This is a genomic window from Xanthomonas sp. WHRI 7945, assembly GCF_035026585.1.
The window spans coordinates 187,414-201,083 of record NZ_JAYIQP010000003.1 but is presented as its reverse complement, the minus strand read 5'-3'; the positions used below and the strand labels follow the sequence as shown (position 1 = coordinate 201,083).

The 13,670-nt window shown below is 71.0% G+C and carries 9 protein-coding genes; 4 read left to right on the top strand and 5 right to left on the bottom strand.

Features of this window, described 5'->3' with window-relative positions; all coding sequences use genetic code 11:
- Positions 1 to 380 precede the first annotated feature (380 nt).
- Positions 381 to 2,480 carry a pyrroloquinoline quinone-dependent dehydrogenase gene (locus tag VDQ83_RS03975; protein ID WP_455433943.1) on the top strand — a complete coding sequence of 700 codons (2,100 nt, stop codon included), beginning with the start codon at positions 381 to 383 and terminating at the stop codon, positions 2,478 to 2,480.
- An 849-nt stretch (positions 2,481 to 3,329) separates the two neighbouring features.
- On the top strand, positions 3,330 to 4,967 hold the full coding sequence (locus VDQ83_RS03970) for an NAD+ synthase (protein WP_455433942.1): 1,638 nt from the start codon (positions 3,330 to 3,332) through the stop codon (positions 4,965 to 4,967).
- A gap of 166 nt (positions 4,968 to 5,133) precedes the next feature.
- Here the strand turns inward: VDQ83_RS03970 and egtD are convergent, their stop codons facing one another.
- A complete protein-coding gene (gene egtD / locus VDQ83_RS03965) occupies positions 5,134 to 6,117 on the bottom strand; it encodes an L-histidine N(alpha)-methyltransferase (RefSeq protein ID WP_309921265.1) in 984 nt (327 codons plus the stop codon).
- Positions 6,114 to 7,403, bottom strand: coding sequence for an ergothioneine biosynthesis protein EgtB (gene egtB / locus VDQ83_RS03960; RefSeq protein WP_455433941.1), 1,290 nt, complete (start codon positions 7,401 to 7,403; stop codon positions 6,114 to 6,116). The genes egtD and egtB overlap by 4 nt, the downstream gene beginning before the upstream one ends.
- A gap of 124 nt (positions 7,404 to 7,527) precedes the next feature.
- Here egtB and VDQ83_RS03955 point away from each other — a divergent pair, with 124 nt between their 5' ends.
- Entirely contained in the window at positions 7,528 to 8,751 is a 1,224-nt protein-coding gene (locus VDQ83_RS03955) for an aminotransferase class V-fold PLP-dependent enzyme (protein WP_455433940.1), read from the top strand.
- Positions 8,752 to 9,144: 393 nt separating this feature from the next.
- Here VDQ83_RS03955 and VDQ83_RS03950 read toward each other — a convergent pair whose 3' ends face one another.
- The 3 genes from VDQ83_RS03950 to VDQ83_RS03940 form a co-directional block, all read right to left on the bottom strand.
- Positions 9,145 to 10,614 (bottom strand): ABC transporter permease/substrate-binding protein, encoded by a 1,470-nt coding sequence (locus VDQ83_RS03950; RefSeq protein ID WP_455434008.1) that lies wholly within the window; start codon positions 10,612 to 10,614, stop codon positions 9,145 to 9,147.
- Positions 10,615 to 10,640: 26 nt separating this feature from the next.
- Positions 10,641 to 11,378, bottom strand: a complete 738-nt coding sequence (locus VDQ83_RS03945) for an ATP-binding cassette domain-containing protein (RefSeq protein WP_455433939.1) — start codon at positions 11,376 to 11,378, stop codon at positions 10,641 to 10,643.
- Between the two features lie 244 nt (positions 11,379 to 11,622).
- Positions 11,623 to 12,501, bottom strand: a complete 879-nt coding sequence (locus tag VDQ83_RS03940) for an outer membrane protein assembly factor BamD (protein WP_455433938.1) — start codon at positions 12,499 to 12,501, stop codon at positions 11,623 to 11,625.
- Positions 12,502 to 12,616: 115 nt separating this feature from the next.
- Here VDQ83_RS03940 and rluD point away from each other — a divergent pair, with 115 nt between their 5' ends.
- The gene (gene rluD, locus VDQ83_RS03935) at positions 12,617 to 13,624 is read left to right on the top strand and encodes a 23S rRNA pseudouridine(1911/1915/1917) synthase RluD (protein WP_455433937.1); all 1,008 of its coding nucleotides are present in this window, start codon (positions 12,617 to 12,619) and stop codon (positions 13,622 to 13,624) included.
- The last annotated feature ends 46 nt before the right edge of the window (positions 13,625 to 13,670 follow it).

Below are 13,670 nucleotides of genomic sequence, written 5' to 3'. Positions count from 1 at the left end.
GCCGGGGAGAGGGGCTTGTCGCTCTGCCGTTGCGGGCCACGCGCTGCCGCAACCCACGTCAGCTCGGCATGTTCGACACAGAGATTGCGTTGAACGGAGCATTCGTAGCAGCCTTCGCAATGTGCGTTACCGGAAGGCCGTCGCTCTCAATGGCCACCGCTTCCAGAGCTGCCCCACAGAATTTGAAATGTGGCCGCGATTCGAAATGTCCCGACGTGCGGCTGCCGGCCATCATGGGCTCGCTTGGCACCGGCCCCACTCATCCCTGCGTCGCCGCCATTGGTCACTGTCGTGGCCGCCGCCGTCCCTTGATCGTGGCGGGGCGGGGCGGGCGCTACGCATGGTTGCCGCTACTTCAAGCGACGACAGGAGCGGCACGGGTGAGCAGTGGATGGCGGGCAGCGGTGTGCGGTGCGGGACTGGCGCTCGGCGTCGGCGGGATCTGTGAGGCGGCGCCGGGCGACTGGCCCAGCTATGCCGGGGCGCCCGGCGGCGGGCAGCATTCGCCGCTGACCCAGATCACCCCGGACAACGTCGGGCGGCTGCGCATCGCCTGGTCGTTCCGCACCGGCGAGCTCGGCGCGGGCCTGCCCGATCCGGAACGGCGCCGCTTCGAGGCCAATCCGCTGGTGGTGGACGGGCGCATGTACCTGGTCACCGGCACCGGCATCGCCTTCGCGCTGGATGCGGCCAGCGGCCGCGAGCTGTGGTCGTTCGACGCCAAGGTCGCGCGCGGCAAGCACTACAGCGATCCGGCCTCGCGCGGGGTGAGTTTCTGGCGCGACGCGCAGGCCGCGGCGGGCGCATGCCGCGAGCGCATCGTGTTCGGCACCCTGGATGCAAGGCTGATCGCGCTGGACGCCGCCGACGGCCGGCCCTGCGCCGGGTTCGGCAATGCTGGCAGCATCGATCTGCATGCCGGTGTCGATGTGCACGATGCGCCCAGCGATGCCTGGGCCAACTATGCGGTGACCTCGCCGCCGGTGGTGGCCGGCGAGGTGATGGTGGTCGGCAGTTCGATCGGCGACAACCGCGGGCATGCGCTGGAGCAGGGCGTGGTGCGCGGCTACGACGTGCGCAGCGGCCGCGAGCTGTGGCGCTGGGATCCGGTGCCGCGTGCGCCCGACGCGGCGGCGGCGGCCGGCTGGCAGCCGGAGCAGGCCGCGACGGTCGGCGGCGGCAATGCCTGGGCGCCGCTGGCGGTGGACCTGGCGTTGGGTCTGGTCTACGTGCCGACCGGCTCGGCCAGCCCCGACTACTACGGCGGCGAGCGGCTCGGCGACAACCGCGACGCCAATTCGCTGGTGGCGCTCGACCTGCACAGCGGCCGCCGGGTATGGGCGCAGCAACTGGTGCATCACGACCTGTGGGACTACGACCTGGCCTCGCAGCCGGTGCTGGCGACGGTGCAGACCGCGCAGGGACCGCGCGAGGCGGTGCTGCAGGCGACCAAGACCGGTTTCCTGTTCGCCTTCGACCGCCGCGACGGCGACCCGGTGTTCCCGATCAGCGAGGTGCCGGTGCCGGCGACGGATGTGCCTGGCGAGCGCGTTTCGCCGACCCAGCCGATGCCCGAGCCGGCGCTGCGCCTGGCACGGCACACGCCGTTGACCGCCGCGGATGCCTGGGGGGCGACGCCGGGCGCGCGCCGCGAGTGCGAGGCGTTGATCGACGGGCTGCGCTCGGAGGGCCCGTTCACCCCGCCCAGCGTGCGCGGCACGATCGCGCTGCCGGGCTGGGCCGGCGGGGTGAACTGGGGTGGGATCGCGGTGGACCCGCAGCGCCAGCTGGCGATCATGCCGGTGTCGGACCTGCCGATGCAGGTGGCGCTGATCCCGCGCGAACGCTTCAGCGAGGCCGACCACGCGCGCCATCCCGACCAGCAGTTCAACGACATGCAAGGCACGCCGTACTACATGCGCCGCGGCATGCTGGCCTCGTCCGGCGGCATTCCCTGCGTCAAGCCACCGTGGGGACGCCTGGTGGCGGTCGATCTACGCACGCGCAAGATCGCCTGGGAACGCCCGCTCGGCACGCTGGAAGAGAAGCTGCCGTGGCTGCCGCTGGAGGTGGGCACGCCGCTGCTTGGCGGCGCGGTGACCACCGCGAGCGGGTTGACCTTCATCGCCGCGGCCGCCGACGCGCGTTTGCGCGCGCTCGACAGCGCCAGCGGCAAGACCCTGTGGGACGCCAAGCTGCCGGCCGGCGGCCAGGCCACGCCATCGGTCTATGCGGTGGGCGGCAAGCAATACGTGGTGATCGCCGCCGGCGGCCGCGAGGGCATGGGGCCGATGGGCGACTACGTGATCGCCTATGCGCTTGACGGCGAGGGCAAGGAGGTGGTGTTCCAGCACGGCGTGGCCGCGCGCATGGCGACGCTGGGCGTCGTCGCGCTGGCGCTGCTCGCGGCCTTGGTGGCGCTGTGGCAGCGCTGGCGCCGGCGCCGCCGCGCGCGGGCCGGCAGTCGCGGCAACGGTTGAGGCGATGCGCGGGCTTGCCGCTCTTAGTAGAAGCGACTTCATTCGCAACGCGGAGTCCATCAGCGAACGGCTTCAGAGCCCGTCGGGACTGAAGTCCCTCCCACAGTGCAGCCAGCCGGCACCCGGCATGTCGCTCCTTGTGGGAGCGACTTCAGTCGCGACGCAGAGTCCATCAGTGACCGGCTTCGGAGCCCGTCGGGACTGAAGTCCCTCCCACAGTGCACTCAGCCGGCACCCGGCATGTTCGCTCTTGTAGGAGCGGCTTCAGCCGCGACCCGCTTCGGAGACACTCGGTACTGAAATCCCCCAAGCGCACCCGGCCGGTACTCGGCATGTCGCTCCTTGTGGGAGCGACTTCAGTCGCGACGCGGAGTCCATCAGCGACCGGCTTCGGAGCCTGTCGGGACTGAAGTCCCTCCCACAGTGCAGCCGGCCGGCGTCCGGCATGTTCGCCCTTGTAGGAGCGGCTTCAGCCGCGACCCGGCCTCGGCCGGCGACGGGCTTTGGAGACAGTCTGGACTGAAGTCCCTCCTATAGTGCACCCGGCCGGCACACGGCATGTCGCTCCTTGTGGGAGCGACTTCTAGTCGCGACGCGCAGTCCATCAGCGACCGGCTTCCGAACCCGTCGAACTGAAGTTCCTCCCACGGTACGCCAGTCGAACCGCAACACGCCCTCCCTGATGAGGCACAGCGCCGAAAGGTGAACCCGGGTCGTCGGCCGCGGTGCGGTGCGGTGCGGCGCTACACTGCGTTTTGCCGCCGTGCGGATGCCGTCCGTGTCCGCCGCGCGGTCGCCGCATCCGCGACCGCGGCGCGCCTTCCCCCTTCCGCCTCTGCAAGGTTGTCCATGTCTTCTTCCCTTCGCATCGCCATGGCCCAGTTCGATTTCCCGGTCGGCGCCGTGGCCCAGAACACCGACCGGATCATCGCGATGATCGACGAGGCGCGCGACGAGTACGGCGCCGACATCGTGTTGTTCCCGGAACTGGCGGTCAGCGGCTATCCGCCGGAGGACCTGCTGCTGCGTCCCGGCTTCCTCGCCGATTGCGAACTGGCGGTGCAGCGCATCGCGGTGCGCGTGCACGGCATCGTCGCGGTGCTCGGCTGGCCGCAGAGCGCCGGCAGCGTGGTCTACAACGCGGCCAGCGTGCTGCGCGGCGGGCGCATCGAAACCACCTACCGCAAGCGCGAACTGCCCAACTACGCAGTGTTCGACGAGCGCCGCTATTTCGACGTCGATCCGGACGGCGGCAGCTGCGTGTTCGAGGTCAAGGGCACCCAGGTCGGCCTGGTGATCTGCGAGGACCTGTGGTTTCCCGAGCCGCTGGCCGATACCGCGCGCCACGGCGCCGAATTGGTGCTGGTGCCCAATGCCTCGCCGTTCGAGCGCGGCAAGCACGCGCAGCGCGATGCGCTGCTGGCCGAGCGCGTGCGCGAGACCGGCGTGGCGCTGGCCTATCTCAACGTCGTCGGCGGCCAGGATGCGCTGGTGTTCGACGGCGCCTCGGTGGTCGCCGACGGCAACGGTAGCGTGCATCCGGCCGCGGCCGCGTTCACCGACCAGTGGCTGGTGGTGGACTACGCGACGCAGACGCGCGCATTCACTCCGTTGCGCTGGATCGACGACGGCGACGAGAGCATGGACGCGCTGGCCTGGCGCGCGGTGGTGCGCGGGTTGCAGGACTACTGCGGCAAGAACCGGTTTTCCAAGGTGTGGCTGGGCCTGTCCGGCGGCATCGATTCGGCGCTGGTGCTGGCGATGGCGGTGGATGCGCTCGGCGCCGACAACGTCACCGCGGTGCGGCTGCCGTCGCGCTACACCGCCGGCCTGTCCAACGACCTGGCCGACGAGCAATGCCGCGCGCTGGGCGTGAAGCTGGAGACGGTGGAGATCGAGCCGGCGTTCGAAGGCTTGTTGAAAGCGCTCGGCCCGATGTTCGAAGGCACCCAGGCCGACGTCACCGAAGAGAACCTGCAGTCGCGCAGCCGCGGCGTGATCCTGATGGCGCTGGCCAACAAGTTCGGCGGACTGCTGCTGACCACCGGCAACAAGAGCGAGTACGCGGTCGGCTACGCCACCATCTACGGCGACATGTGCGGCGGCTATGCGCCGCTCAAGGACCTGTACAAGACCGAGGTGTTCGGCCTGGCGAAATGGCGCAACACGGTCGGCGGTGCGCCGGTGATCCCGCCGGCGGTGATCGCGCGGCCGCCGTCGGCGGAACTGCGCGCCAACCAGACCGACCAGGATTCGCTGCCGCCCTACGACGTGCTCGACGGCATCCTGTACCGCTACGTCGACCAGGAGGAGTCGCGCGACGAGATCGTCGCCGCCGGCTACGCCGCCGAGGTGGTGGATCACGTGGTGCGGCTGGTGCGCATCACCGAATGGAAACGGCACCAGGCCGCGCCGGGACCGAAGGTGTCGCGGCGCGCGTTCGGCCGCGAACGGCGCTATCCGATCACCAACGGGTACCAGGCGTAGGCGGGAGAGAACGCCGCGGTCTCGCGGACCTTCGTGGCAGTTCCCAGGATGGGTGAGTGCCGGTCGCGGCTGAAGCCGCTCCTACAGGAGCGGACCGCGACAGCATCCGCATCCGGGATTCGCCGCTGTCCGAGTCCCGAGTCCCCGTCCCGAGTCCCGGCTTTAATCACACCGCCTGCAGCAACCGCAACCCGAACGCATCGTCCTGCGCGTTCCAGCCGTGGCTGACCCGCAGGCCGGCCGCGGCGGCCATCTCGCCGAAGCTCTGGTCGGTGTACTTGTGGCTGTATTCGACTTGCATGGCTTCGCCGGCGGCGAAGTCGAAGCGGCGTCCGCCCACGCGGACCTGCTGCGCGCGCTGGCTGACCAGGAAGGTCTCGATGCGCTCGCGTTCGCGCGCATACACCGCGCGATGGCGGAACTGCTCCAGGTCGAAATCGCTGCCGATCTCGCGGTTGAGCCGGCGCAACAGGTTCACGGTGAACTCGGCGGTGACGCCGGCCGCATCGTTGTAGGCCGCCTCCAGCACCGCCACGTCCTTGACCAGGTCGATGCCGATCAGCGCGCAGCCGTCCTGGCGCATCGTCGCGCGCATCGACGCCAGCAGCTTGATGCCGTCCTCGCGAGTGAAGTTGCCCAGCGTGGAGCCGGGGAAGAACACCAGGGTGCGGCGCGCGCTGCGCTGCGGCGCCGGCAGCGCCACCGGGGTGGTGAAGTCGGCGCAGACCGGCAGCATCTGGATGCCCGGGAAGCGCTCGGCCAGGCGCGCGGTGCTGGACATCAGCATGTCGCGCGAGATCTCGATCGGGGTGTAGGCCACCGGCGCGCGCAGGCCTTCCAGCAGCAGTTCGGTCTTGCGCCCGCTGCCGCTGCCCAGTTCCACCACGTGCGCGCCGCTGCCCACTGCCTGCGCGATCGACGGCATCCGCGCTTCCAGCAGATCCAGCTCGGTGCGGGTCAGGTAGTACTCGGGCTGGCGGGTGATCGCCTCGAACAGGCGCGAGCCTTCGGCGTCGTAGAAATACTTGGACGGCAATTGCTTGGGGCTGCGCGACAGGCCGGCGATCGCATCGGCGGCGATGTCGTCCGGTTGCGGATGCAGGTCGGTGAGCGCGGCTTCGGTCAGGGCACGGGCGGTCGCGGCGTTCATACGGGATCCTTGGCCAGGCGCACGCCGGCGAATTGCCATCGCGCATCGGAGGGAAAGAAGTTGCGGTAGCTGGCGCGGATGTGGTCGTGCGGCGTGGCGCAGCTGCCGCCGCGCAACACCCACTGCGCGTTCATGAACTTGCCGTTGTACTCGCCCAGCGCGCCCGACCATGGACGGAAGCCGGGGTAGGCCAGGTAGGCGCTACCGGTCCATTCCCAGACATCGCCGAACAACTGCTGCAGGCCGGCGTCGCCGTGCGCGGCCGATTGCGGATGCAGCGCATCGGCGTCGACGAAATTGCCGGCGATGGCCACGCCGGTGGCAGCCTGTTCCCATTCGGCTTCGGTCGGCAGCCGGGCGCCGGCCCAGCGCGCGTAGGCGTCGGCCTCGAACAGGCTGATGTGGCAGACCGGCGCGTGCGGATCGCGTTCGCGCCAACCACCCAGGGTGAACTCGCGCGCGCCGTCGGCATGCCAGCACAGCGGCCGCTGCCAGTCCTCGGCGGTGCGCCGCGCCCAGCCGTCGCTGAGCCACAGGGCCACGTTGCGGTAGCCGCCGTCGGCGACGAAGTCCGCGTATTCGGCATTGCTCACCGGACGGCTGGCCAGCGCATGCGCCGGCACCAGCACGCGGTGCCGCGGCGACTCGTTGTCGTAGGCGAAGGCCGCATGCGCCGGCCAGCCAGTCGCACCGATCTCGCACAATTGCTCATCGCGCTGGATCCAGCGCAGCGCGGTGGCCGGTGCCTGCGTCACGGCCAGATCGTGGCGATACGCCGGAGCCAGCGGATTGCTCCAGAACGCGTGCTTGATGTCGGTCAGCAGCAGCTCCTGGTGCTGTTGCTCGTGGTGCAGGCCGAGTTCCAGCACCTGCAGCGTCTGCGCCGACAGGTCGCCGGCCTGCAGCCGCGCCAGCACCCGCGCCTCGACCTCGGCGCGGTAGTCCAGCACCTGCGCCAGGGACGGGCGCGACAGCACGCCGCGGCGCGGCCGCGCATGCATCGGGCCGACGCTCTGGTAGTAGCTGTTGAACAGGTAGTCCCACTGCGGATCGACCGCGCGGTAGCCGTCGTCGGCGCCGAGCACGAAGCGTTCGAAGAACCACGTGGTATGTGCGAGGTGCCACTTCGCCGGACTGGCATCGTCCATGCTCTGCACCATCGCATCTTCCTCGCTCAGCGGCGCGGCGAGCTGGCGGGTGCGTTGGCGCACGTTGCGGAAACGCGCCGACAGCGGTACGCCGGACGCCATGGGCGTGGGGGAGGCCGCCTGAGAGGTCGAGTGCATCCGCCAAGCTTAGGGGAAGACCGTGAACATGCCGTCATGCGCGGTGGAACGTCGCGTTACGCTAGCCCGGTCAATGCGATCTTGGCGGGCCTGATCCCCGTCGCGTCAAACGGCCTCATTTCCTATGTCTACAGCAATCCCGTCCAACGCCTCCCTGTGGGCCCCTGCGACCGGTGCTGCGGTGCCGGCGCCGGTCGACCTCGCGCAGGCGCCGCACGCCTTCGTCCTGCCCGACGGCGTGCGTTATCTGGACACCGCCAGCAAGGGGCCGCGGCTGGCCAGCGTGCTGGCCGCCGGGCAGGCGGCGCTGGCCGATTCGGTCGCGCCGTGGATGCTGTCCTTCGCGGCCTGGCGGGAACAGATCGAAGACCTGCGCGCCCTGGCCGCGGCGACGCTGTTCGACGGCGACATCGACGGCCTGGCGATGGTGCCGTCGGCCGCCTATGGGCTGGCCACCGCGGCGCGGCAATTGCCGCTGGCGGCGGGCGAGGCGGTGTTGCTGCTGGACGGCCAGTTTCCGTCGAACCTGTTGCTGTGGCAGCAGCGCTGCGCCGAGACCGGGGCGCACCTGGCGGTGGTGCGGCGTGGACCGCTGCAGGACTGGACCGAGGCGGTGCTGGCGGCCCTGGACGCCGAGCCGCGGGTGCGGATCGCGACGCTGCCGCATGCCTACTGGCGCGACGGCGCGTTGCTGGACCTGGACCGCATCGCCGCGCGCGTGCATGCGGCCGGTGCGGCGCTGGTGCTGGACCTGAGCCAGAGCCTGGGCGTGCTGCCGGCGCGGCTGGCGGCGTGGCGGCCGGATTTCGTGGTCGCGGTCGGGCACAAGTGGCTGCTCGGGCCGATGGGGCTGGCCTGGCTCTGGGCGGCGCCGCACTGGCGCGCGCATGGCGTGCCGATCGAACACCATTGGCAAGCCCGCGATCCCGGCGCCGACTGGAACTTCCCGGCCGACGCGCCGCCGCCGTTCCGCGCCGGCGCGCGCCGCTTCGATGCCGGCGGCGTCGCCGAACCGTTGCGGTTGGCGATGGCGACCGCGGCGCTGCAGCAGCTGCGGCACTGGCAGCCGGCGCGGATCGCGGCGCGGCTGGGCGAACTCGGCGCGGCATTCGAGGATGAGCTGCGGGCGCACGGCGCTGGCGATTGGACCGTGCCCGGGCATGCGCCGCACCTGTCCGCGCTGCGGCCGCCGGCGTCTGCGCTGCAGGCGTTGCTGGCATGGCTGCAGCGCGCGCAGGTGATCTGCACCCACCGCCACGGCGCGTTGCGCATCGCGCCGTACCTGCAGCTGACGCCGGAGGCGATGCGCGGGCTGGCGCGGGAGATGGTCGCTGCGACGCGCGGGTGAGCGCGCGTTCGGAGCGTTCTTGTGCAGGAGGGCTGAGGTGGCGTTGGACTTTCAGCCCGGACCGTCACCGGAGCCTGGAGGCCTGTCGCTTCGTTCGTCGCGGCTGAAGCCGCTCCTACAGGGGGCTTGCGGCTAACCTGTTCGGTGCACTGTGGGAGGGGCTTCAGCCCCGACTGTGGCCGGAGTTGGGAGGTTTATTGCTTCGTTCGTCGCGACTGAAGTCGCTCCCACAGGGGGGCTTGCGGCGACTCGGATGGGTGCACCGTTGTGGGAGGGACTTCAGTCCCGACGGGTTCCGAAGCCGACCGCTGGCCGGCGCCATGGTGTGATCGATGGGCTGAGCGCACGATCGCTTGCTCTGTCGCGTCGATGAGTGGTCGGGACGCGCCGGCCTCAGCGCCGCGCCGCCAGGCGCAGGCCGCGCGGGGTCAGCCAGCGCTCCAGGCCTTCGAACAGCGCCTGCGCCAGCAGCGCCAGCACCGCTGCCGGCACCGCGCCTTCCAGGATCAGGCCGATGTCGTCCAGGCGGATGCCCGTGAGGATCGGCTGGCCGTAGCCGCCGGCGCCGATCAGTGCGCCCAGGGTGGCGGTGCCGACGTTGATCACCGCGGCGGTCTTGATGCCGGCCAGGATGGTGCGCAAGGCCAGCGGCAGTTCGATCCGCCACAGCCGCGTGCCCGGCGGCAGGCCGATTGCCGCGGCGGTCTCGCGCAGGTCGCGGGCGATGCCGGTCAGGCCGGCATGGGTGTTGCGCACGATCGGCAGCAGGCTGTACAGGAACAGCGCGGCGATGGCGGGTTTGGCGCCGATGCCGAACAGCGGGATCATGAACACGAACACCGCCAGCGACGGCAGCGTCTGCAGCACCCCGGTCAGCGACAGCACCACCTGGCCGAGCCGCGGTCGGTAGGCGGCGAGGATGCCCAGCGGCAGCGCCACCAGCAGGGCCAGGCCCAGCGACAGGCCGACCAGCGCCAGGTGTTCGCGGGTGCGCTGCAGCAGGCGCGACAGCCGGCTGTCCTGCGCCGGTGCGGCGATGCCCAGCCACTGCGCGGCGATCGCGCTTTCGGCGCGCTTTTGCAGCTTCGCCTCGGCGTTGAGCCGTTGCATCGTCGCCGCGTCGATGCGCCCGCCCAGGCCCTCCAGCGCCTGCACGAAGCGCGGCGCGCGCTGCGCCAGGTCGCTGCGATACAGGAACACCGCGGCGTAGCGCGGAAAGTAGCGGCGGTCGTCCTGCAGCACCAGCAGGTCGTGCGCGGGGATCTCGGCGTCGGTGCTGTACAGGTCGGTGAGGTCGATCGCGCCGCTGTCCAGGGCGCGATAGGCCAGGTCGTGGTCCAGCCCGGTCGGCGTCTGCGGCAACTGGTAGGCGTCGCGCACCCCGGGCCAGCCGTCGGCGCGCGACACGAATTCGTTGCTGAGCCCGAATTTCAGCGACGGATGCGCGGCCAGGTCGGAGAGGCGCACGATGCCCAGCGCCTGCGCGCGTTGCCGGCGCATGCCGAACGCATAGGTGTTGTCGAAGCCCAGCGGCGCGCTCATCGCCAGGCCGCGCTGCGCCAGTGCGCGGCGCAACGCGGCATCGTCGGCGTCGGGCAGTTGCAGCAGTTCCGCCGCCAGGGTACCGGTGTATTCGGCATAGGCGTCGATCGAGCCCTGCTCCAGCGCGCGCCACAGGATGCGGGTGCCACCGAGCTGGCGCCGGTGCTCGACCTCCACGCCGGCCTGGCGTCCGGCGCCGGCGGCGATCTCGCCGAGCACCACCGCCTCGGTGAAGTTCTTCGAGCCGACCACGACTTTCTCCGGCGCCGCCGCTGCGCTGCCGGCGAGCAGGGCGAGCGCCGCGGCGAGCACGACCAGCACCGCCGCGTGGCGCCGCACCGACGCCGTCACCGCGCATCCTCCAGCGTGCGTTGCGCGTGCAGGAACTGGCCGACGAACGGGTCGGCCGGCGTGTCCAGCAGGTCGCGCAGGCTGCCTTGCTGCACGATGCGCCCGCCGCGCATCAGCACCAGCGTGTCGCCCAGGTAGGCGGCCTCGGCGACATCGTGGGTCACCAGCACCACGGTCTTGCCGAGCAGCGCGAACAGCTCGCGCATCTGCGTCTGCAGCTCGTGGCGCACGATCGGGTCGAGCGCGCCCAGCGGTTCGTCCAGCAGCAGCACCGGCGGGTCCAGCAGCAACGCGCGGATCAGGCCGACGCGCTGCCGCTGGCCGCCGGACAGTTCGGCCGGATAGCGCGCCAGCAGGGCGTCGGGCAGGCGGCACAGCGCGGCCAGCTCGTGCAAGCGGGCGTCGATGCGCGGCCGCGCCCAGCCCAGGGTCTGCGCCAGCAGCGCGGCGTTGTCGCGCGCGCTCAGGTGCGGGAACAGACCGCCCTCCTGGATCACGTAGCCGATGCGGCGGCGCTGCGCCAGCAACGTGGCGCGGCGCAGCGGCTCGCCCTGGAAGCGGACTTCGCCGGCGTCCGGCCACTCCAGCCCGAGCAGCATGCGCAGCACGCTGGACTTGCCGGCGCCGCTGGGGCCGATCAGCGCGGTGGTGCGACCGGGGGCGATGCGCAGATCGACCCGGTCCAGCGCGAGTGCCTCGCCGTAGCGGCGGGTGACCTGATGCAGTTCGAACATGCCGCCAGCATAGCCGGGCGGCGCCGGTCGGCGCGCGAACGCGTGGACGACTTGCCCGGTTGGCGACAGCTGCTCGATGGGGTCGGGCGCATTGGCTGCAGCGGTCGCGGGCCACACGCAGATCGCGTCTGGTCGGGCGGAGCAGCGGCCGGTTTCTGCTAAACGCCCGCTTGCCGGCCGTTGCCTGCGTCGGCAAACGAAAAGGGGCCTTGCGGCCCCTGTGTCGTTGCGTCCGGCGGTTGGCTCAGCGGGCCATTTCCGAGTTGGACTGCCCGGTGGAAGCGGACTTCTCGCCGGCGAACGGGTTGAGCTTGCGGATCATCCACGGGTACTTCGGCCAGTGGCCGGTCAGCCACGGATGCTTGGGATCGTTGAGTTCCAGCACCCGGCGCGCGTCGTCGGCCAGCGGCTTGTTGCCCAGATGGGTATAGGCCTCGGCCAGCACCGCCACCGCGTCGTACTGGTAGGCGCTCTGCGGATAGGTTTCCAGCAGGTAGGTGGCGCGGCCGGCGGCCGAGACCCAGGCGTCGCGGCGCAGGTAGTACAGCGCGTTGTCCAGCTCCTGCTGGGCGAACACGTTGCGCAGCGCGATCATGCGCTGGCGCGCGTCGGCGGCGTAGCGGCTGTTCGGATAGCGCTCGGCGACGATGTTGAAGTCGGCGTAGGCCTGCTGCGGCGTGGACAGGTCGCGGCGGCTCGGATCCAGCGACCAGACCCGGCGCAGGAACACGGTGTCGCGGTTGCCGTTGGACAGCGCGCGCAGGTAGTACATGTAGGCGATGTTGCGGTGGGTCGGATAGGTACGGATGAAGCGGTCGATGCTGGACACCGCGTCGTCGTGCTTGCCGGCCTTGAACTGGGCGTAGGCGGTCTCGATCATCGCCTGCTCGGTGTACTGGCCGTAGGGATATTGCGCGATCAGGCGCTTGAAGCTGCCCTCGGCGCCGGCCCAGTTGCCGCTCTGCATCTGCGAGTGCGCCTTCTGGTAGAGCTGCTCCACCGGCATCCCTTCCTCGGGATTCTTGTTCTTCTGGCGGTGGCAACCCGTCGCCACGACGACCATGACCAGCATCAGGGCGATGAAACGGACGTGCGCGGAGAGCGGGACGGAGCGTCGGATCATGGGTTCGGGCAGGACACGTCAGGAATACGAAGGGGCGATGATAGCCTAGTGGCCTGTCCGGCGACTGACTACGGCCGCCGCGACCCTCCCTTTCCGACGTAGCCGTGCCCTTTTCATGCCCAATACCCTCCCGGACTCCCCCGAGGACGCCGCCTCCGACGGCCCGCGCCAGGCGCGCGTGCCCGACCATGCCGCCGGCCGCCGCTTCGACGCGGTGCTGGCCGAGCTGTTTCCCGAATTCTCGCGCTCGCGCCTGGCCGAATGGATCAAGTCCGGCGACGCGCTGCTGGACGGCGCCCCGGCACGGCCACGCGACGCCCTGCGCGGCGGCGAGATCGCCAGCCTGCACGTGGTGCTGGAGACCCAGACCCACGCGCTGCCGGAGGACATCCCGCTGGAGGTGCTGTACGAGGACGACCAGGTCATCGTGCTGAACAAGCCGGCCGGGCTGGTCGTGCACCCGGGCGCCGGCAACCCCAGCGGCACCCTGGTCAACGCCCTGCTGTACCGCGACCCGTCGCTGGCGGCGCTGCCGCGCGCGGGCATCGTGCACCGCCTGGACAAGGACACCAGCGGCGCGATGGTGGTGGCGCGCACGCTGCCGGCGCACACCTCGCTGGTGGCGCAGCTGTCGGCGCGCGACGTGCACCGCCAGTACCTGGCGGTGGTGGGCGGGCCGCTGGTTTCCGGCGGCACCGCCGATGCGCCGATCGACCGCCACCCGCGCGACCGCCTGCGCATGGCGGTGCGCGAGGACGGCCGCGACGCGGTCACCCACTACCGGCTGCGCGAGCGCTTCCGCGCGCATACCGCGCTGGAGTGCCGCCTGGAGACCGGGCGCACCCACCAGATCCGCGTGCACATGGCGCACCTGAAGCACCCGATCATCGGCGACCCGCTGTACGGCGGCCCGCTGAAGCTGCCCAAGGGCGCCACCGAGACGCTGATCGCCGAATTGCGCGGCTTCAAGCGCCAGGCGCTACATGCCGAGACGCTGGAGTTCAAGCATCCCGTCCATGGCGAGCCGGTGCGCGCCACCGCCACGGTGCCGGCCGACCTGCAGCGCCTGCTGGCGGCGTTGCGCGAGGACTCGCGGCTGGCCGCCGAGCAGGCGCGGCGCTGAGGATGGCGCCGGTGCGCGAGCGTGGGCCTGGGGCCGTTCGCCCATT